A 20081-nucleotide genomic window follows, 5' to 3' on the forward strand; every position below is an offset into this window, starting at 1 on the left:
CCGAAGCAGGGGAATTCCTGGCTCAGGAGGCCCCGCAGATCAACGACCGGCAGGGACTTACTCCATCAACACCAGCCGGGACGGAACCTGCCCGGTTCGGTACTGCAAGCAAAGATGATGCTGTGTCGGCTTGGTTCTCGCTCGGCACGATGTGCGCGCTTGGTTCTCGCAACGCACGTCGAGCAGCTTACCCGATCACGCTCAGCCGGCTCGCCGGAACACAGAAACCGTCCGGGCGGGCACGGTGAACGTGCCGGTCTTCGCCGCGTACGCGGACTTCTTCACCACCGGGTCCGCGCCCGCCGCCTGCACCGGGTGCAGCCGGTAGCCGGTCCCGGCCGCCGCCTCGATCCGCTGCTCCTGCGCCTCGGGGGTGGCGTTGAAGACGACCACCAGGTCACCGAGGCGCATGGTGATCACTCCGGGTGTCTCGTGCTTCCCGGAGAGCGGGAAGGTGAGCCGGGACTGCACCTGCTCCGCCGTGGCGAGGGAGAAGTCCCGCTCGCCCGTACGGATCTTCAACAGGTCCCGGTACGCCGCCGAGGCGCCGGTGATCTGCGGGCAGCCGACCTGCACCGAGCCGAGCAGGGGCTTGGCGTAGGGCCACTTGTCCTGGTTGTCGGCGGCCGGGGGCAGACCGCGGCCGAAGCCGTTGCCGTCGGCGCAGTTCCAGTGGATGGCGTTGAACCAGTCGCCGCTGTCGTAGGAGTTGCGGTCCAGCGACTTGGAGCGCAGCAGGTCGGTGCCGGCCTGGGAGAGCGCCGGTCCCTGGGAGAGGGCGGCGGTGGCCATGGCGAGGACCTGCATGCGGGCCCGGTCGTCCGCGTTCACCGAAGTCGGCAGCTTGAAGGCGAGCGCGTCGAACAGGGACTCGTTGTCGTGCGCGTCGGCGTAGGCGAGGGCGTCGCCCGGGGCCTCGGCGTATCCGGCGGGGGCGCCGTTGTAGTCGACCTCGGAGCCCTTGACCTCCTTGCCGTCGGTGTCCGTGAAGGTGTAGTCGGCGAGGTTGCCGGTCAGGCCGACCTTGATCAGGTCCTGGTAGTGCAGGAGCCGGGCCTTCTGCTCGGCCTCGGTGCCGTTGGCCTCCGAGCCGTTGGGCTCGGTGTAGAGGCCGGAGGCGAAGCCCTGCACGCCGGGGTCCTCGTCGAAGGGGCCGCCGCCGCGCACGGCGTCGCGGGCGCGGTCGGAGAAGGTCGCGATGCCGGTGCCGGCCATGTTCTTCTGCGTGGCCTGCGTGAAGCGGGCGTCGTCGGCGACCTCGCCGAAGTTCCAGCCCTCGCCGTACAGGATGATCTTCTTGCCGTCGACGCCGTCCTTCTTCAGGGTCAGCGCGTCCAGCGCCTCGCGGACGGCGAGGATGTTCTCCTTCGGGTGGTGGCCCATGAGGTCGAAGCGGAAGCCGTCGACCTTGTACTCCTTGGCCCAGGTGACGACCGAGTCGACGACGAGCTTGCCCATCATGGCGTTCTCGGTGGCGGTGTTGGCGCAGCAGGTGCTGTTGGCCACCGAGCCGTCGGGCAGGAGCCGCTGGTAGTAGCCGGGGACGATCCGGTCGAGGACGCTGGTCCTCGCCTGGCCGCTCGCCGCCGTGTGGTTGTAGACGACGTCCATGACGACCCGCAGGCCGTCCTCGTTGAGCGCCTTGACCATCTCGCGGAACTCGACCGTGCGGGCGGTGCCGTCCGGGTCGGTGGCGTAGGAGCCCTCGGGGACCGTGTAGTGGTACGGGTCGTAGCCCCAGTTGTAGGCGTCCTTCGCCGCCGCCTTCGCCACGCACTCCTGCTGCTTGTCGGAGTCGGCGGGGAGCGCGGCGAGGTCGCAGTCGACGGTGGCCTGGTCGGACTTCTTCTCGGGGATGGTGGCGATGTCGAAGGCGGGCAGCAGGTGCACGTACGACGTGCCGGCCTCCGCCAGCTCGCGCAGGTGCTTCGAGCCGTCGCTCCCGTCGTCGGTGAAGGCGAGGTAGGTGCCCCGGTGGTCCGGGTCCGCCGTGCGGTCCGCGACGGAGAAGTCGCGGATGTGCAGCTCCTGGATCTGGGCGTCCCTGAGCGGCACGGCCTCGGGCTTGTCGTAGCTGTGCCAGCCGCGCGGGGCGAGTCTCCGGTCGTCCAGGTCGACGACGAGGCTGCGCTCGGAGTCGGTGGTCAGGGCGAGGGAGTACGGGTCGGTGACCTTGTTGGTGACGACCTTCCCGGCCTCGGGCGCCCACACCTTGACGGCGTAGCGGTAGGACTCGCCCTTCCAGGAACGCGGGCCGCGCACGGACCAGACGCCGGTGGCGTCGTCGCGCCGCATGCGGACCGTGCGGTCGCCGATCTCCAGCCGTACGTCCTGTGCGGTCGGTGCCCACAGGGAGAGGGTGGGGCGGCCGTGGCGGAAGACGGGGCCGAGGCCGGCCTTGGTCGCCTCGGCCGCGTAGAGGTCGTCCAGGACGCCGGCGATCTGCACGCCGGTCGCCGCGAGGACAGCGCCGTTGGCGGCGCGCTGGGTGGCGACGACCTGGCCGCGCAGGGCCGTGCGGACCCGGTCGCGGTCGCGCGGGTCGACGGACCAGGCGGTGTACTCCCTCAGGTGCGGGAACTCGGCCTTCTGGGCGTCCGTGAGGGCCGTCTTCGTGAGGCGGAGCCAGCTCGTCCCGTCGTCGGCGGTGAGGGTGCCGTCCTCGGCCTTGATGCCGCCGGTGCGGGAGGCGAGCAGCTGGGTGGAGGCGGCGCCCGCGGAGCCGTTCCAGGCGACGGTGTTCCGGTCGATCCAGACGGCCTTGGCGGTGCCGAGGTCGACGGCGGCCGCGGAGCCGGCCGGCTGCGGCAGCAGGTACTCCTCCTCGCCGCTCACCAGCCACACCTCGTGCCCCTTGGCCCTGAGGTCCAGGGCCTGGTCGGTGGGCAGGTCCTTCTCGTCGCCCTTGTGGACGATGTAGCCGATGCTGGTGGCACCCTCGGTGAGGGGTACTTCGAAGACCGCGCCATAGGAGTCAGTCTTGACCGGCGTCAGCGGCTTCGACCAGTCGGTGGGGTTCGCGGCGCCGCCCCAGACGTGCAGGCCCCAGCCGTCGTAGTCGCCGTCGGCACGGTGGTAGTGCAGGACGGCCTTGCTGGTGTCCTGGGCCGGGTAGTCGGGCCGCTCGGTGACGACCTGTTCCTTGCCCTGCTCGATCCACACCTCACCGGTCTGCGTGACGTCGATGGTGCGGTCGGCGGAGACGTCCTTGTTGCCGTCCTTGTCGATGACGAGGAAGCCGACGTTCGAGGCGCCGGGCTTGAGCTTGACGTAGGCGAAGGCGCCGTAGGCGTCGCGGCCGGTGAAGGGGTGGCTCTTCGGCCATTCGGTGGCCTCGCCCTCGGCGAGGTCGCCCCAGGCGTACAGGCCCCAGTCGTCGTAGTTCCCGTCCTCGCGCTTGTAGTGGACGATCGCGTAGTCGCGGGAGGCGGCGGTGGGCGGCGTTTCGACGGGCGGGGTGCCGGTCGTCGAAGCGGCCGTGGCGCTCGCCGTACGGCCCGCCGAGTCGATCACGACGGCCTTGTAGCGCAGGGCGGTGCCGGCCGGGGTGTCCTCGGGGACGGAGTCCGTGACCTTGTAGGGGGCGTGGTCGGCGGAGCCGAGGGTGCGCCACTCGCCGTCGCCGGTCTGGGCGGCGAATACGACGCGGTTGAGCCGTCCGCCGGTGACGTCGGCCGTCAGCTCGACGGTGCCGGTGGCGCCGGGCTCGGGGGCCTTCAGGGTGACGCCGGGCTCGGTGGCGGGCTCGGCGAGGCGGCCCGCCGCCTTCAGGACGACGGCCGATCCGGCCGGGACGGTGACCGTGACCTTCTTGTCGGCGCCGGACTTCACGTCCTCGTCGGTGCCGTAGATGCCCTGGAAGGCCATGTGCGCGGAGCCGGTCGCGAAGGTCACCGTCCTCGCCTCGTCGGCGTTGTTGAAGGCGACGACGTACTCGGTGCCGCGTGCGGCGTCGGTGCGGGAGAAGGCGTAGACGCCGGCGCCGTCGGCCGCGTAGCGCTCGGTCTGGACCCCGTCGGCGAGGGCGGGATGGGCCTTGCGGAGCTCGGCGAGGTCGCTGATCTGCCGGTACAGGGGCGCGCCCGTGTCGTAGGCGTCCTCGGCGTGGGTGCGGTCGGTGCCGAGCTGGTCGTCGTCGAGGTAGTCGGCGGTGCGGGAGGCGAACATGGTCTGGCGGGCGTCCTTGTCGCCGCCCGCGCCGGTGAAGCCCTGCTCGTCGCCGTAGTAGATCACCGGGTTGCCGCGGCCGAGGAACATCAGTTCGTTGGCGAGCCTGGCCTTCTTCAGCAGTTCGGCGTCGGTGGCCCCGGGGTCGTCCTGCTTGAGGAAGGTGCCGATGCGGCCCATGTCGTGGTTGCCGAGGAAGGTGACCTGTTCGTAGGCGTTGGCCTTGTCGGTCGTGTACTTCCAGTCGTCGCCGTAGACGGCGGCGAGCTTCTGGGCGCTGCCGCCCTGGGAGGCGTAGGCGCGGGCCGCGTCCTGGAAGGGGAAGTCGAGGGTGGAGTCCAGGCGGCCCTCGGTGACGTACGGGGAGGTGACGGCGGTGTCGGCGGAGTAGACCTCGCCGAACATGAAGAAGTCGTCCCGGCCCTTCTTCGCCGCGTAGGCGTCGAGGGCGGTGGCCCACTGGGTCCAGAACTCCATGTTGACGTGCTTCACGGTGTCGATCCGGAAGCCGTCGATGTCGAAGTCCTTGACCCACCGCTGGTAGATCTTCTCCATGCCGCTGACGACCTCGGGACGTTCGGTCCACAGGTCGTCGAGGCCGGAGAAGTCGCCGTACGTGGTGGACTCGCCGGCCCAGGTGGAGTCGCCGCGGTTGTGGTACATCGCGGGGTCGTTGAGCCAGGACGGGACCTTGAGCCGGCGCTTGTCGGCGGGGACGGTGGGCGTGCGCGGGAAGGCGCCGGAGTCGGTACGGGGGAAGCGGCGCTCGCCGTCCGCGTAGTCGGCGTCGTCGAAGGGCTCGCCGTCCTCGGTCAGGTAGGGGAAGGCGCCCTTGGAGAGGTAGTCGTAGGACTTCTCCTCGTAGTCGACGACGTCGGCGGTGTGGTTGGTGATGACGTCGAAGAAGACCTTCATGCCCTTGGAATGGGCCTTGGAGATGAGGTTCTTCAGGTCCTGGTTGGTGCCGAAGTGCGGGTCGACCTGGGTGAAGTCGGTGATCCAGTAGCCGTGGTAGCCGGCCGAGGCGTTGTCCCCGGTGCCCTGCACGGGCTGGTTCTTGAAGATGGGCGCCATCCAGATGGCGGTGGTGCCCAGGCCCTTGATGTAGTCGAGCTTCTGGGTGATGCCCTTGAGGTCGCCGCCCTGGTAGAAGCCCTTGTCGGTGGGGTCGTAGCCGGTGGTGAGGCGGCTTCCGGTCAGTCCGCCCCTGTCGTTGCGGGTGTCGCCGTTGGCGAAGCGGTCCGGCAGGACGAAGTAGAACTGCTCGCGGGTGAGGTCGTGCCGGGCGTCGGCCTTGGCGAGCTTCGCGTCGGACGGTGGCCTCGGCGGGGCGTCGGCCCGCGCGGCGAGGGGTGGGAGGAGGGCTGCGGCGAGCGCGGCCACGGTGACGGCCGCGACCCGTCTCGCTCGTGCGGTGCGGCGCGCGACAGGCACCGGCCTTCTCGGTATCACGGCGTGAGCTCCTTGCGATGACGGCTCGATCGGGTCCGACCCCGGCGAGACGGTAGCGCCGACGCAAGACTTGCGGCAAGGGTCGTGAAAGCAACGGAAAGAACTTTCACGAACTCTCACGACCCCTGCCCGGTCGGCCCGTTCAGCAGGAGGACTTCCCGGCGTACAGCGCGAGCGCCGTGTTGGCGCCGAGCGTCGCGGTGAACTGTCCGGAGCCGTTCACGGTCACCGGCTTGCCGCTCTGGACGTCGCAGTACGTCCCCGCCGGCAGCGAGGTCTGGTAGGTGCGGGTCAGGGCGCCCGGCTCGTGGTTGACGGCGACGTAGCCCTTGTTCCCGCGCCCGAAGGCGATGGCGTCGTTGCCGTTGTCCCACCAGTTCGTGACGGCCTGTCCGCGGGTGGCGTTGCGGAAGGCGACCATCGACTTGATCTCCGGCCAGGCGTGCTGGCACTTCCAGCCGTCCTGCCAGCAGGCGTTGACCTGACCGCCGTTCGGCGGTCCGGCGTCGTGGTTGGACCACTCGTAGCCGGAGTTGATGTCGGGGGCGCCGTAGGGCCAGGCCAGCATGAAGACGTTGGCCAGGGTGTAGTTGGCGTTGTCCTTGTAGTTGAGGGTGGAGCCGTTGCGCTCGGTGTCGTGGTTGTCGACGAAGACGCCGGCCACACCGCTGCCCATGTAACCCCAGCCCTCGCCGTAGTTCCTCAGGTAGGCGAGCTTCTCGTTGTTGAAGACACGCTTGAGGTCGTACGCGTACCGGAACTCCTGCACGTCACCGCTGCCGGTGTACTCGGTCGGCTGGACGGCCTCGCCCGCCCCGTAGATGACCTCGTGCTTCCAGTACACCCCCGGATCGGTCAGCCGGGACTTGATGTTCGCGAGGTCGGCGGCCGGGATGTGCTTGGCGGCGTCGATGCGGAAGCCGTCGACGCCGAGGGAGAGCAGGTCGTTCAGGTACCCGGCGATCCTGCCGCGGACGTACTCCTCGCCGGTGTCGAGGTCGGCGAGGCCGACCAGTTCGCAGTGCTGGACGTTGTACCGGTCCCGGTAGTTGTTGATCTCGGAGCGGCAGTCGTCGAAGTCGTACGAGGAGTAGATGCCGGGGTAGTCGTACTTGCCGTACGAGGAGCCGCCGGTGCCCGTGCCGCTGCCCGCCGACATGTGGTTGACCACGGCGTCGGCGACGACCTTCACCCCGGCCGCGTGGCAGGTGTCCACCATGTTCTTGAAGGCGGTGCGGTCGCCGAGCCGGCCGGCGATCTTGTAGCTGACCGGCTGGTAGGAGGTCCACCACTGCCCGCCCTGTATGTGCTCGGCGGGCGGGGAGACCTGGACGTACCCGTAGCCGGCGGGGCCGAGGGTGTTCGTGCACTCCCTGGCCACGGAGGCGAAGTTCCACTCGAAGAGGACGGCGGTGACGTCCTTGGCGCCGGGCGGGGAGGCCTGCGCGTTCGTCGGGGTCATGACAACGGAAGCTGCCGCGAGTGCGACGGCCGCCGTGAGGGCTCTGCGTGCCATGTGGGGTCTTCCTTCATCGTCGAAGGCGTTGTGGGGAGCCGCAGGGCCCAGAAGGTCCACTTGAAGACTCTTGCTGAAACCTTCAGAAACCTTGCGGTGACGGAGATGTTAAGGGTTCATCGACCGAAAGGGCAGTGGTCGGTGCGAAGTCGGCGCCGGGGACTGTCAGTACCCGGTCGCATACTGCACCCATGCAGATCACCGAGGACGCACTCAAGCAGGCCTGGCACCGGCTGGCCGCAGGCTCCGACCTGCTCGACGACGCCGAGTTCCCGCCCACCGGCACGTCGTACGAGCAGTACGAGGACCACGCGGAGGACGGGTACGCCGGCCTGTACCTCGTCCTGGAAGAGGACGGCTCGGTGTGCGGCTACCACGGCCCTCACGACAACGCCTTCATCGCCCGGGACCTCGACGAGACGCTGTACTTCCTCGCCGAGGAGGCCGTCCGCGGGCTCGACGCGACCATCGCCGGGCAGGCCGCGCTGATGGACCGGATAGACCCCGCCTGGGGCCGCAGCTTCCGCGGTGGCGGCCCGGACGGTACGGAACCGGCGCCGCCCTGCGGACGCGACCCGCTGGAGGGCTTCGCCTGGATCGCCGGCTCGTGGCGCGAGCAGGCCCCCTACACATCCCTGGAGTTCTTCCGCGGCGAGAACGTCAGCGCCGAGCGGATCGCCCTGCTGTATGGAGCCGACCCGGAACACGTCGCCGCCGGGACCCGCCTGTCGGACCTGAGCGAGGGGAACGGCGGCTCATACGGCAACTGGCCCACCGACTGGCAGAGCTACTGCTTCGGACAGAGCGGCGACTGGACGTTCCTGCTGTACCACGAGACGGCGCCCGGCACCCGGGCCGACGCGGCCGCGTTCGCCGAGCTGGGTGTGACGGAGACCGTGGAACTGAGCGCCTGCCTCGGCAAGGCCATCTACACGTTCGACTACGTGCGCGACGGCCGCCGCCTCGACGACGACGGCATCATCGAGCTGATCTACTACGACCGGGGCCGCACCCCGTACGTCCGCGGCGGGCAACTCGACTTCCTCAACCGGGCCCTGCGCCGCGCCGAACTGGACCACCCCGAGCTGACCGACGAGTTCACCTTGTACTTCCACGCCCTGGAGACGTCGCTGGGACTGGGCCTGCCCCGCGAGGAGATAGAGGGCGGGACGGTCCGGGCCGCCCGGTGGGCCCGGCGCGACGGATGACGCCGGGAGGGGCCCGCGGTGGCGGACCCCTCCCGGCGGGCGGTCAGGCCCGCGTCCACCACACCGTCGTGTCCGCCGGCACCTTCGCCTCGCCGTCCACCTCGGTCACCTCACCGCTGGCCAGCAGCAGGCGGCCGTACGACGGCATGACCACTGACTCGCCGCCCGTGTTGGCCACGCACACGAACTCCCCGCGCCGGAAGGCGAGGACACCCTCGGATGCGCGCAGCCACTCCACGGCGTCGCCCGCGCCCAGGTCGGCCTGTTCGCGGCGGACCGCCAGCGCGGCGCGGTACAGCTCCAGGGTCGAGCCGGGCTCGCCGGTCTGGGCCTCGACGCTCAGCTCGCCCCAGGTCGCCGGCTGCGGCAGCCAGCTGCCGCCGTCGCCGAAGCCGTACGAGGAGCCCTCGCGGGTCCACGGGATCGGCACCCGGCAGCCGTCGCGGTAACCGTCCTGGCCGGCACCCCGGAAGTACGCGGGGTCCTGGCGCACCTCGTCCGGCAGGTCGACGACGTCCGGGAGGCCCAGCTCCTCGCCCTGGTAGACGTAGGCCGAGCCGGGCAGCGCCAGCATGAGGAGGGTGGCCGCCCGTGCCCTGCGCAGGCCCAGTTCGCGGTCGCCGGCCAGGCGGATCTGGGTGCCGAGGCCGGCCGGGTTGGCGAAGCGGGTGGCGTGCCGGGTGACGTCGTGGTTGGACAGGACCCAGGTCGCCGGGGCACCGACCGGGCGCATGGCGTCCAGCGTGCGATCGATGACGGTACGCAGCTCCTCGGCGTCCCAGTGGGTGCCCAGGTACTGGAAGTTGAAGGCCTGGTGCAGTTCGTCGGGGCGGACGTAGTTGGCGGTGCGCTCGACGGTCGGGGTCCACGCCTCGGCGACGAAGATCCGCTCGCCGCTGTACTCGTCGAGGATGCGCCGCCACTGGCGGTAGATGTCGTGAACGCCGTCCTGGTCGAAGAACGGCGTGACATCGTTGCCCAGCATCCGCAGTTCCTCGTGGGATCCGAGGTCCGGCAGCCCCTCGGCCTTCACCATGCCGTGCGCGACGTCGATGCGGAAGCCGTCCACGCCCATGTCCAGCCAGAAGCGCAGGATGGAGCGGAACTCGTCGCCGACGGCCGGGTGCTCCCAGTTGAAGTCGGGCTGCTCGGGGGCGAAGAGGTGCAGGTACCACTCCCCCGGCGTCCCGTCCGGCTCGGTGACCCGGGTCCAGGCGGGGCCGCCGAAGATGGACTCCCAGTCGTTGGGCGGCAGCTCGCCGTTCGCGCCCTTGCCGGGACGGAAGTGGTAGCGGTCGCGGGCCGGGGAGCCGGGGCCCTCGGCGAGGGCCCGCCTGAACCACTCGTACTGGTCGGAGGAGTGGTTGGGGACCAGGTCGACGATGATGCGCAGGCCCAGCGCGTGCGCGTCGCGGATCAGCGCGTCGGCGTCCAGCAGGTTGCCGAACATGGGGTCGACGGCCCGGTAGTCGGCGACGTCGTAGCCGGCGTCGGCCTGCGGGGAGGCGTAGAAGGGGCTGAGCCACACGGCGTCCACGCCCAGGTCGCGCAGGTACGGCAGACGGGTGCGGACACCCTCCAGGTCGCCCATGCCGTCGCCGTTGCTGTCGGCGAAGCTGCGCGGGTACACCTGGTAGATCACCGCGTCCCGCCACCAGTCGCGGCGCCGCGCGACGGTCGCGGTGGCGGAGGTGGGGGTGGAGGCCGGTGCGGCGGAAGGCTGCTGGCTCATGTCGTCCTTGGGATGAGACGGAGTTCTGGTCATCGAGGCATGGGTGGGGGGCGGCCGGCCGCGGTGCTGCGGGGTCGGATGGGCACCGCGGCCGGACGTTTTCCCGGCCGGGCGTCAGCCCTTGGTGCCGCCGGCGGTGAGGCCGGTCACCAGGTTCTTCTGCACGAGGTAGAAGAACGCGGAGACGGGTATCGCGACGAGCACGGCGGTGGCCGCCATCAGGTGACGCTGCGCGTCGTGCTCGCTGATGAAGCTCTGCAGTCCGACCGCGAAGGTGTACTTCGTGTCGCTCAGCATGAACGTCGAGGCGAAGGCGACCTCGCCGAAGGCCGTGATGAAGCTGTAGAAGCCGGCCACCGCCAGGCCCGGCCGGGCCAGCGGCAGGATCAGCCGGAAGAAGGTGCCGAAGGGGGTCAGTCCGTCGACGCGTCCGGCCTCGTCGATCTCGAACGGGATGGTGTCGAAGTAGCCCTTGAGCAGCCACGCGCAGTACGGCACCGCGGTCGAGCAGTAGACGAGGATCAGGCCGAAGTAGCTGTCGACGAGCCGGAGCTGCGACAGGATCTGGTACATGGGCACGATCAGCACGGCGATGGGGAACATCTGGGTGACCAGGAGGACCCACATGAGCTTGCGGTAGCCCGGGAAGCGCATCCGCGAGACCGCGTAGCCGGTGGTGGCGGCGACCATGACGCCGATGACCGTGGTGCCCAGCGAGACGATCAGCGAGCTCTTCAGCCACTCGAAGAAGTTGGTCTCCTGGAGCACGAAGACGTAGTTGTCGAAGGTCATCTTCGACCAGATGCGCTCGGGGTGCAGGTAGTCGTTCTTGTCCGGGCCGAGGGACAGGTAGACCAGCCAGGCGACCGGGAAGAGGGCGACGAGGCTCGCCACGGTCAGGATGCCGTGCGAGGCCAGGGAGGCGACGCGGCTGCGCTCGCCGCGGGAGCGCACCTTGCGCGGCGGGGCGGCGGGCGCGGTGCCGGCCTGCTCGGCCGGAGCGGACGCCGGAACGGTCGTAGTGCTCATGGTGGCTCCTGCCTCAGATCGCGAGCTGCTGCTCATTGCGGTTCAGCCAGCGGCGGTAGAAGGAGGTGAAGACGATCAGGATGGCCAGCAGCAGGATGCCGTAGGCCGCGGACTGCGCGAAGTCGCGCGGCTGCTGTCCGAAGCCGAGCTGGTACGCCCAGGTGACGAGGATCTGCGCCTCGGGGGCGGTGTTGCCGAACAGCAGGAAGATCACGGCGAACTGGTTGAAGGTCCAGATGACACCGAGCAGGACGACCGTGGAGCTGACCGACCTGAGGCCGGGCAGGGTGACGTAGCGGAACCGCTGCCAGGCGTTGGCGCCGTCCATCTCGGCGGCCTCGTAGAGACTGTTGTCGATGGACTGCAGGCCGCCGAGGAGCGAGACCATCATGAAGGGCACGCCGCACCAGGTGTTCACCATGATCGCGGAGAACCGCTGCCAGAAGGTGTCCTCCAGCCACGCGGGCGTGGGCAGGTGCAGCCAGTCCAGGCCGGAGTTGATGATGCCCTGGTCGGCGAGCATGAAGCGCCAGCCGAAGACGGTGACGAAGGTGGGCACGGCCCACGGCAGGACCAGGATCAGCCGGTAGAAGGTGCGGCCGCGCAGCTTCTGGTTGAGCAGCAGGGCGAGGCCGAGGCCGATGAAGAAGTGCAGGCCGACGCAGACCGCCGTCCACACGATGGTCCAGATGAAGTGGGACCAGAACCGGTCGTACGCCGTCGGGCCCCACAGGATGTCGGCGTAGTTGTCCAGGCCGACGAACTGGTAGGTGGCCTCGATCTCGTTGACGCCGATGGTGCGCGCGCTGTTGAGGCTGTTGGCGTCGGTGAGGGTGAGGTAGAGGCCGTAGCCCAGCGGGTACAGCACGAGGACGCCGATCACGACGGCCACCGGCGCGATCATGGCGTAGGCGTACCAGTGCTTCTGGTAGCCGTCTTTCAGACGCCGGCCGAGGCCGGGCCGCGGGGTGCGGTCACCGCGGCGCTTGCCGGTCGCGCGGTCGATGGCGACTGTCATGGTTCGACACCTTCGGGAGCATCGGGAAGGTCAGCAGGTCAGCAGGTCGGGGGTGCGGCGCACGGCCGGTGGCCGCCGGGTCCCTCCCCTCCGGTGGGGACCCGGCGGCCACGCGGACTCACTTGCTGAAGTCCGGCACCAGCTTGGCGATCGCGGTCTCGGCGTCGCCCAGCCCCTCGTCCAGGGACTTCTTGCCGCCGGCGATCTGCGGCAGCTCGTCGTCCAGCGGGGTCAGCAGGGAGCTGTACTCCGGCAGCGACGGGCGCGGCTGGGCGGCGGGCAGGACCGTCTGGAAGCCTGCGATGCCCGGGTCGGCCTTGACCTCGGCGGTGTAGGCGTCGTCGCGGGTGGGCAGCGTGGAGTTCTTCAGGGCGACGGTCTCCTGGGACTTCGCCGAGGTCATGAACTTCACGAACTTCAGCGCCGCCTCCTGGTGGGCCTTGTCCGAGCCGGCGTAGACCGAGAGGTTGTGGCCGCCGGTCGGGGCGCCCGCCTTGCCGGTGGAGCCGGCCGGGACGGTGGCGATGCCGAGGTTGTTCTTGTCCTTGAACGCCGAGCCCTTGTAGAAGTTGGTGATCTCCCACGGGCCCTGGATGATCGAGGCGACCTTGCCGCTGACGAACGCCTCCTGGATGTGGGCGTAGGCGTCGGCGGTGGTGTCGGCCTTGTGCAGGCCCTTGCCGTCGAAGAGGCTCAGCCAGGTGCCGTACGCCTTCTTCGCCTCGGGCGAGTTGACGGTGATCTTCTTGGCCTCGACGTCGACCGTGTCGGTGCCTTCGCCGTAGAGGAACGGCTGCGCGTAGTAGCCGGCGGTGGAGGCCCAGTAGCCGTCGACGCCGGTCTTGTCCTTGATGGTGGCGGCGGCCTTCTTCAGCTCGTCCCAGTTCTTGGGGACCTCGACGCCGGCCTTCTCGAACAGTGCCTTGTTGTAGACGAAGGCGAGGGTGTCGGTGACCAGCGGGACGCCGTAGGTCTTGCCCTCGTACTTGGCCTGCTCGATCAGCTTGGGCTGGAACTTGTCCTGCTCGGCGAGGGCCTCGGTGCCGTCCAGCGGCAGGAAGAAGCCCTTCTTGGCGAAGGCGGCGGTCCAGCCGACGTCCGTGCGCAGCACGTCCGGGGCGCCCGAGGCACCGGCGGCGGTGTCGAACTTGTTCTGCGCCTGGTCGAAGGGCACGTTGACGAAGTTGACCTTGATGCCCTTGTTGGCGGCCTCGAACTCCTTGACCAGGGCCTTGTAGGTCGGCGCCTCGTTGGTCGCGTTGGAGGTGTCCCAGTAGGTGATGGTGACCGGTCCGCCGGACTCGCTGTCGCTGTCGCCGTCCCCGCCGCACGCCGTCGCCGCGAGGGCGAGGGACGCCACCAGAGCGGTGGCCGCTATGCCACGCCGCATGAGTTCTCCTTGAGGGTGAAAGCCCGTGTGGTGCAGGGTGCGGGCCCGTCCGCCGCTCCTGCCGACACCGACCGCGTCGTTGGCGCCGTCGGGCGACGTGAACGTAACAGCGTTGAAAGCGACGCGAAAGGTCTTGCAGCAAAAAAGTGCAAGAGATCTCCGAAGTTATTCGGGCGTGACCTCCTGGCGACCGCCGTGAGACGCTTGCTTACAGGGCGAGAGCGGTTTGTTACGGGGGTCGAGCGGCGTCCAGGCCGGTTGTGCAAGACTCTGCAAGCTCTTGCCATCACTTTCTCGAGGGAGCGCGATGACGCAGCAGCCCGCGCCGGGCCGTCCGACGGGCCGTCCAACAGGCCGCCCACGGCGCCCGATCGGTGTGCAAGGGGGCGGCCGACAGGTACAGTCCACCCCTGTGACCACACGGCTTGCCGACATCGCCGCCCAGGCGGGGGTGAGCGAAGCGACGGTCAGCCGGGTCCTCAACGGGAAGCCGGGCGTCGCCGCCACCACTCGCCAGTCCGTACTGGCCGCCCTCGACGTGCTCGGCTACGAGCGGCCCGTCAGGCTGCGGCAGCGCAGCGAGGGCCTGGTCGGTCTGATCACCCCGGAGCTGGAGAACCCGATATTCCCGGCGCTCGCCCAGGTCATCGGGCAGGCGCTGACCCGGCAGGGGTACACCCCGGTGCTCGCCACCCAGACCCCGGGCGGCTCCACCGAGGACGAGCTGACCGAGATGCTGGTCGACCGGGGCGTCGCCGGCATCATCTACGTCTCCGGTCTGCACGCCGACACCACCGCCGACATGCAGCGCTACGAGCGGCTGCGCGCGCAGGGCGTGCCCTTCGTCCTCGTCGACGGCTTCTCCTCGAAGGTGCAGGCGCCGTTCATCTCCCCCGACGACCGCGCCGCGATGAGCCTGGCGGTCACGCACCTGGTCTCGCTCGGCCACACCCGGATCGGGCTGGCCCTCGGACCGCAGCGGTTCGTGCCGGTGCAGCGCAAGATCGAGGGGTTCGTCCGCACGGTCCAGGAACAGCTGGACCTGAACGCCGAGACGGTGCGCAAGGAACTCGTCCAGCACTCCCTGTACACCCTGGAGGGCGGCCAGGCGGCGGCCACCGCCCTCATGGACCGCGACTGCACGGCCGTGGTCTGCGCCAGCGACATGATGGCGCTGGGCGCGATACGGGCGGCCCGGCAGCGCGGGCTGGACGTGCCCAAGGACATCTCGGTCGTCGGCTTCGACGACTCGCCGCTGATCGCCTTCACCGACCCGCCGCTGACGACCGTCCGCAAGCCGGTGCCCGCGATGGGACAGGCGGCGGTGCGCACGCTGCTGGAGGAGATCGGCGGGACGCCCGCGCCGCACAGCGAGTTCGTGTTCATGCCGGAGCTGGTGGTGCGCGGTTCGACGGCGTCGGCGCCGGGCGACCGGAGCCGGCCCTGACGTCCGTCACGCCCGTCCCGTAGTGGCCGGATGCGGCCCGGATCCTCCCGGGGGATGATCGGTGGGACAGGGCTTTTCTGGCAGACTTCATGCCTATGGGTGACGTGACCGTGAGGACTCCGGAACGCCGGGAACCAGGCGTTCCGCACCCCGTCACGGAGGAGACGGGGCGGGGCCTCCTGCGCCGTCTCCGCGCCCCGCGCCGGCCCCGCCTGTGGTTCGAGATCCTGCTGATCGCGATCAGTTACTGGACGTACTCGCTCATCCGCAACGCGGTGCCCGAGCAGCGGGGCCAGGCGCTGCGCAACGCCGACTGGATCTGGCACGTCGAGCAGCAACTGGGCATCGCCGTCGAGCAGTCGGTCAACCACGCCGTGAACTCGGTGACCTGGCTGGTCGTCGGCATGAACTACTACTACGCGACGCTGCACTTCGTGGTGACGCTGGGTGTCCTGGTGTGGCTCTACCGCAGCCATCCCGGGCGCTACGCGGCGACCCGGCTGGTCCTCTTCGCGACGACGGGCGTCGCCCTGGTCGGTTACTACCTGTATCCGCTCGCCCCGCCGCGGCTGATGAACGGCGGGAACTTCATCGACACCGTGCTGGTCCACGACACGTGGGGCTCGATGGCGTCCGGCGACCTGAAGAACATGTCCAACCAGTACGCGGCGATGCCGTCGATGCACATCGGGTGGTCGGTGTGGAGCGGGCTGACGATCTTCGCGCTGGCCTCGGTGCCGTGGGTGCGGGTGCTGGGTCTGGTGTACCCGGCCCTGACGCTGGTGGTGATCGTGGCGACCGCCAACCACTTCTGGCTGGACGCGGTGGGGGGCGTGCTGTGTCTGGGGTTCGGGTACGCGGTGGCCTTCGCCTGGTACGGGGCGCTGCCGCACGCGTTGCCGAGGGACGTGCCGCGGGTGGGTGCGCGGCGCGGGGCGTGGTCGCCCATGCGCGCGTAGCGCGGGGCGGCTACTCGTAGAACAGCTCCTCCACCACCACCCGCGCCCTCCGCGCCGTACGCCGGTACTCGTCCAGCATGTCTCCCGCGTGCCCGGAGCCGTGCCCCAGGTACCGCCCCACCGCCGCCAGCTCCCGCGGATCGGTCGGGAAGGTGTCCCCCGCCCTCCCCCGCACCAGCATCACCGCGTTGCGCACCCGCGTCGCCAGCACCCAGGCCTCGTCGAGCGTCGCCGCGTGCTCCTCGGAGACGAGGCCGGCCTCGCACGCCGCCGCCAGTGCCGCCCGCGTCCGGGTGGTCCGCAGCCCGGCCTCCGCGTGCCCGTGCCGCAGCTGCATCAGCTGCACCGTCCACTCGACGTCGGAGAGCCCGCCCGGCCCGAGTTTCGCGTGCAGCTTGGGGTCCGCGCCGCGCGGCAGCCGCTCGGACTCCATCCGGGCCTTGAGCCGCCGGATCTCCCGCACCGCGTCGTCACCGAGCCCGTCCGCCGGGTACCGCAACGGGTCGACCAGCTCGGTGAACCGGCGCCCCAGATCCTCGTCCCCGGCCACGAACTCGGCCCGCAGCAGCGCGTGCCGCTCCCACACCAGCGACCAGCGCCGGTAGTACGCCTCGTACGACTTGAGCGTGCGCACCAGCGGCCCGGACTTGCCCTCGGGCCGCAGGTCGGCGTCGATCAGCAGCGGCGGGTCGGCGCTGGGCACCTGGAGCAGGCGCCGCATCTCGGCGACGACCTTGTTGGCCGCGTCCGCCGCCTCCCGTTCGTCGACCCCGTCCTGCGGTTCGTGGACGAAGAGCACGTCCGCGTCCGAGCCGTAGCCCAGTTCGTGCCCGCCGAAGCGGCCCATGCCGATGATCGTGAACCGGGTCGGCAGGGTGTCGCCCCAGCCCTCCCGCACGACCGCCCTCAGCGTGCCCGCCAGCGTCGCCGCCGTCAGGTCGGACACGGCGCCGCCGACCCGGTCCACCAGGGCGCCCTGGTCGGCCTCGACGGGCTGCGCCTCGGTGCCGTAGGAGCCGACGATGTCCGCGGCGGCCGTACGGAACAGCTCCCGGCGGCGTACCCCGCGCACCGCGGTGACCGCCTGGACGGCGCCGTCGGCGCGGCGGACCGCGGCGAGCGTCTCCTGCTCCAGCTGGGCCCGGCCGCGCGGCGCCAGCCCCCCGGAGTTGCCGTCGCCGAGCAGCGCGACCGCCTCCGGTGCCCGCATCAGCAGGTCGGGGGCGAGCCGACCGGCGGAGAGCACGCGGGCGAGGTTCTCGGCGGCGGCGCCCTCGTCCCGCAGCAGCCGCAGGTACCAGGGCGTGTTGCCGAGCGCGTCGGAGACCTTGCGGAAGTTGAGCAGGCCGGTGTCCGGGTCGGCGGAGTCCGCGAACCAGCCCAGCAGCACCGGCAGCAGCGTCCGCTGGATGGCCGCCTTGCGGGTGACGCCCGACGCCAGCGCCTCCAGGTGCCGCAGGGCGGCGGCCGGGTCGGCGTACCCGAGGGCGACCAGGCGTTCGCGGGCCGCCTCCGCGCTGAGCCGGACCTCCCCCGGCGCGAGCTGGGCCACCGCGTCGAGCAGCGGCCGGTAGAACAGCTTCTCGTGCAGCCGCCGTACGACGGAGGCGTGCCGTTTCCAGGCGCGCAGCAGGCCGGGCACCGGGTCGGTGCGCAGGCCGAGGGAGCGGCCGAGGCGGCGCAGGTCGGCCTCGTCCTCGGGCACAAGGTGGGTGCGCCGCAGCCGGTGCAGCTGGATGCGGTGCTCCATGGAGCGCAGGAAGCGGTACGCCTCGTCGAGCTGGGCGGCGTCCGCCCGGCCCACGTACCCGCCCGCGGCCAGCGCCTCCAGCGCGTCCAGCGTCGTACCGCTGTGCAGGGAGGTGTCGGCCCGGCCGTGCACCAGCTGGAGCAGCTGCACGGCGAACTCGACGTCCCTGAGGCCGCCCGGGCCGAGCTTGAGCTGGCGGTCGACCTCGGCGGCCGGGATGTTCTCCACCACCCGGCGGCGCATCTTCTGCACGTCCGGCACGAAGTTCTCGCGGTCGGCGGCCTGCCACACCAGGGGCTGGAGGGCGGCGACGTACTCGGCGCCGAGGCCGGGGTCGCCGGCCACCGGGCGGGCCTTGAGCAGCGCCTGGAACTCCCAGGTCTTGGCCCAGCGCTGGTAGTAGGCGACATGGCTGCTGAGGGTGCGCACCAGCGGGCCGTTGCGGCCCTCGGGGCGGAGGTTGGCGTCGACGGGCCAGATGGAGCCCTCGACGGTGGTCTCGGAGCAGATCCGCATCATGTGCGAGGCGAGCGAGGTCGCGGCGCGCAGCGCCTTGGTCTCGTCGGCGTCGGGGCCGCCGTCCGCCGCCTCTCCGACGAAGATGACATCCACGTCGGAGACGTAGTTCAGCTCGTGTCCGCCGCACTTGCCCATCGCGATCACCGCCAGCCGGCACAGCGCGGCGTCCTCGGGCGCGGCGGCCTCGGCGAGGGCGAGGGCGGCGCGCAGGGTGGCGGTGGCGAGGTCGGCCAGTTCGGCGGCGGTCTCGGCGACGTCGATGGTGCCGCACACGTCGCGGGCGGCGATGGACAGCAGGCAGCGCCGGTAGGCGACGCGCAGCGAGACCGGGTCGTCGGCCTCGGCGAGACCCCGCTCGAAGTCGTCCACGCCGCGGTGCAGGTCACGGGGTTCGTAGGTGACGAGTGCCTGCCAGTCGCCGGCGTGCCGGGCGAGGTGGTCGGCGAGCGCCTCGGAGGCGCCGAGCACACCGAGGAGACGGTCCCGCAGGGGCTTGGCCGCTATCAGGGTGTCCAGCAGCTCCCGGCGGGCGGTGGGGTCGGGCTGCGCCTCCAGGAGCCGGACCAGGCCGTGCAGGGCGAGGTCGGGGTCGGCGGTGGCGCCGAGGGCTTCCAGCAGCACGGGGTCGTTGCGGACCGGCGCCAGCTCCGCGCCGTCCAGGAGCCGCTCGGCGGCCGAGGGATGGGTGAAGCCGTGCCGCAGCAGCCGCGTGAAGGTACTGCTCCTGCGCCCCGGCGCCGTCATCTCGGCCTCCTTGTCGGACCTGTGGGATCAAGGGGGTGGTGAAGGGGGTGGTACAGAGCTGAGCGTATCCGGGCTTCCGGTGGCCCGCTCCGGACTCGTACGATATCTTGTACAAGCCGCGAAGGGAGGCACCGGTATGTCCATCACCGCCAGCGAAGCCCGTCAGAACCTGTTCCCGCTGATAGAGCAGGTCAACGAGGACCATGCCCCGGTGCACATCACCTCCCGCAAGGGGAACGCCGTGCTGATGTCCGAGGAGGACTTCACGGCGTGGACGGAGACCGTGCACCTGCTGCGGTCGCCGAGGAACGCCCGCCGTCTGCTCGACTCGATCGCGGAGGCCGAGGCCGGCGAGGCACGGCACCGCGAGCTGATCGACCCGGACGCGGAGCGGGCGTGAGGATCGCTTTCACGTCGCACGGCTGGGAGGACTACGTCCACTGGGCCGAGAGCGACCGGAAGATGACCAGACGGATCAACAGACTGCTCGCCGACACCGCCCGCGACCCGTTCAAGGGCATCGGCAAGCCGGAGCCGCTGAAGGGCGACCTGTCCGGCTACTGGTCACGGCGCATCGACGACACGCACCGCCTGGTGTACAAGCCGGGCGACGACGAGCTGATCGTCGTCCAGGCGCGGTACCACTACTGAAACCGACACCGTGCTCGACAAGGACGTCGATGGACGTCGAAGGAGTCACGCCATGGACTTCACCCTCGAAGTGATCCCGCTGCCCGTCACCGACATCGACCGCTCCCGGGACTTCTACCGGGACAAGGTCGGCTTCCACGTCGACATCGACCAGGAGGTCATGCCGGGCATGCGCATCGTCCAGCTCACGCCCCCGGGCTCGGGCTGCTCGATCGCCCTCGGCGAGGCGATCTGGGACATGGCGCAGGGCCAGACCAAGCCGGAACCGGGTTCCTACCAGGGCCTCCAGCTCTGCGTCGCCGACATCAAGGCGGCCCACGCGGAGCTGGTGGGGCGCGGCCTGGACGTCTCCGAGCCCGTCCAGTACGCCCCGGACGACGGCGCCACCTTCATGTACTTCAAGGACCCCGACGGCAACGGCTGGGCGATCCAGGAGTACCGCCGCCGGGAGGCGGAGCCGCTGCACAAGGTGCTGTCGGACCTGAAGCGGCAGGGCTAG

The 20081-nt window shown here is 70.4% G+C and carries 13 protein-coding genes; 6 read left to right on the top strand and 7 right to left on the bottom strand.

Annotation, left to right across the window (positions count from 1 at the left end; all coding sequences use genetic code 11):
- Positions 1-201: 201 nt before the first annotated feature.
- On the bottom strand, positions 202-5619 hold the full coding sequence (pulA, locus tag AMK11_RS02265) for a pullulanase-type alpha-1,6-glucosidase (protein WP_073722313.1): 5418 nt from the start codon (positions 5617-5619) through the stop codon (positions 202-204).
- A 142-nt stretch (positions 5620-5761) separates the two neighbouring features.
- The gene (locus tag AMK11_RS02270; RefSeq protein ID WP_079187168.1) at positions 5762-7135 is read right to left on the bottom strand and encodes an alpha-amylase; all 1374 of its coding nucleotides are present in this window, start codon (positions 7133-7135) and stop codon (positions 5762-5764) included.
- A gap of 191 nt (positions 7136-7326) precedes the next feature.
- Between AMK11_RS02270 and AMK11_RS02275 the strand changes: the two genes are divergently transcribed.
- Positions 7327-8343 carry a hypothetical protein gene (locus AMK11_RS02275; RefSeq protein ID WP_073722315.1) on the top strand — a complete coding sequence of 339 codons (1017 nt, stop codon included), beginning with the start codon at positions 7327-7329 and terminating at the stop codon, positions 8341-8343.
- Positions 8344-8386: 43 nt separating this feature from the next.
- Here the strand turns inward: AMK11_RS02275 and AMK11_RS02280 are convergent, their stop codons facing one another.
- From AMK11_RS02280 to AMK11_RS02295, 4 genes are all read right to left on the bottom strand, one after another.
- Positions 8387-10075 carry a glycoside hydrolase family 13 protein gene (locus tag AMK11_RS02280; protein WP_073722346.1) on the bottom strand — a complete coding sequence of 563 codons (1689 nt, stop codon included), beginning with the start codon at positions 10073-10075 and terminating at the stop codon, positions 8387-8389.
- A gap of 114 nt (positions 10076-10189) precedes the next feature.
- A complete protein-coding gene (locus AMK11_RS02285; RefSeq protein WP_073722348.1) occupies positions 10190-11104 on the bottom strand; it encodes a sugar ABC transporter permease in 915 nt (304 codons plus the stop codon).
- Positions 11105-11117: 13 nt separating this feature from the next.
- The gene (locus AMK11_RS02290; RefSeq protein ID WP_073722350.1) at positions 11118-12122 is read right to left on the bottom strand and encodes a carbohydrate ABC transporter permease; all 1005 of its coding nucleotides are present in this window, start codon (positions 12120-12122) and stop codon (positions 11118-11120) included.
- Between the two features lie 118 nt (positions 12123-12240).
- A complete protein-coding gene (locus AMK11_RS02295) occupies positions 12241-13512 on the bottom strand; it encodes an extracellular solute-binding protein (RefSeq protein ID WP_073722352.1) in 1272 nt (423 codons plus the stop codon).
- A gap of 412 nt (positions 13513-13924) precedes the next feature.
- Here AMK11_RS02295 and AMK11_RS02300 point away from each other — a divergent pair, with 412 nt between their 5' ends.
- Together AMK11_RS02300 and AMK11_RS02305 are read left to right on the top strand one after the other, a co-directional pair.
- Positions 13925-14959 carry a LacI family DNA-binding transcriptional regulator gene (locus AMK11_RS02300; RefSeq protein ID WP_073722354.1) on the top strand — a complete coding sequence of 345 codons (1035 nt, stop codon included), beginning with the start codon at positions 13925-13927 and terminating at the stop codon, positions 14957-14959.
- A gap of 95 nt (positions 14960-15054) precedes the next feature.
- Positions 15055-15918 (top strand): phosphatase PAP2 family protein, encoded by an 864-nt coding sequence (locus tag AMK11_RS02305; RefSeq protein ID WP_073722356.1) that lies wholly within the window; start codon positions 15055-15057, stop codon positions 15916-15918.
- Positions 15919-15928: 10 nt separating this feature from the next.
- On the opposite strand, the gene AMK11_RS02310 is transcribed toward AMK11_RS02305, so the two are convergent.
- On the bottom strand, positions 15929-18931 hold the full coding sequence (locus tag AMK11_RS02310; RefSeq protein WP_073722358.1) for a bifunctional [glutamine synthetase] adenylyltransferase/[glutamine synthetase]-adenylyl-L-tyrosine phosphorylase: 3003 nt from the start codon (positions 18929-18931) through the stop codon (positions 15929-15931).
- A gap of 136 nt (positions 18932-19067) precedes the next feature.
- On the opposite strand from AMK11_RS02310, the gene AMK11_RS02320 reads away from it, so the two are divergent.
- Genes AMK11_RS02320 through AMK11_RS02330 form a run of 3 tightly spaced genes read left to right on the top strand, consistent with a single transcriptional unit; the run spans position 19068 to position 20081 of the window.
- Entirely contained in the window at positions 19068-19331 is a 264-nt protein-coding gene (locus tag AMK11_RS02320) for a type II toxin-antitoxin system Phd/YefM family antitoxin (protein WP_043373664.1), read from the top strand.
- On the top strand, positions 19328-19582 hold the full coding sequence (locus AMK11_RS02325; protein ID WP_073722360.1) for a Txe/YoeB family addiction module toxin: 255 nt from the start codon (positions 19328-19330) through the stop codon (positions 19580-19582). The genes AMK11_RS02320 and AMK11_RS02325 overlap by 4 nt, the downstream gene beginning before the upstream one ends.
- Positions 19583-19634: 52 nt before the next feature.
- The gene (locus tag AMK11_RS02330) at positions 19635-20081 is read left to right on the top strand and encodes a VOC family protein (protein WP_073722362.1); all 447 of its coding nucleotides are present in this window, start codon (positions 19635-19637) and stop codon (positions 20079-20081) included.

The organism is Streptomyces sp. CB02414, assembly GCF_001905385.1.
In the GTDB taxonomy this organism is placed as follows: domain Bacteria; phylum Actinomycetota; class Actinomycetes; order Streptomycetales; family Streptomycetaceae; genus Streptomyces.

Bases quoted from the DNA above. Each gene is read 5' to 3' on its own strand.
- AMK11_RS02320 (WP_043373664.1), top strand. From the start codon at position 19,068: ATGTCCATCACCGCCAGCGAAGCCCGTCAGAACCTGTTCCCGCTGATA.
- AMK11_RS02305 (WP_073722356.1), top strand. From the start codon at position 15,055: ATGGGTGACGTGACCGTGAGGACTCCGGAACGCCGGGAACCAGGCGTT.
- AMK11_RS02270 (WP_079187168.1), bottom strand. From the start codon at position 7,135: ATGGCACGCAGAGCCCTCACGGCGGCCGTCGCACTCGCGGCAGCTTCC.
- AMK11_RS02295 (WP_073722352.1), bottom strand. From the start codon at position 13,512: ATGCGGCGTGGCATAGCGGCCACCGCTCTGGTGGCGTCCCTCGCCCTC.
- AMK11_RS02280 (WP_073722346.1), bottom strand. From the start codon at position 10,075: ATGAGCCAGCAGCCTTCCGCCGCACCGGCCTCCACCCCCACCTCCGCC.
- AMK11_RS02275 (WP_073722315.1), top strand. From the start codon at position 7,327: ATGCAGATCACCGAGGACGCACTCAAGCAGGCCTGGCACCGGCTGGCC.
- AMK11_RS02330 (WP_073722362.1), top strand. From the start codon at position 19,635: ATGGACTTCACCCTCGAAGTGATCCCGCTGCCCGTCACCGACATCGAC.
- AMK11_RS02290 (WP_073722350.1), bottom strand. From the start codon at position 12,122: ATGACAGTCGCCATCGACCGCGCGACCGGCAAGCGCCGCGGTGACCGC.
- AMK11_RS02310 (WP_073722358.1), bottom strand. From the start codon at position 18,931: ATGACGGCGCCGGGGCGCAGGAGCAGTACCTTCACGCGGCTGCTGCGG.
- AMK11_RS02285 (WP_073722348.1), bottom strand. From the start codon at position 11,104: ATGAGCACTACGACCGTTCCGGCGTCCGCTCCGGCCGAGCAGGCCGGC.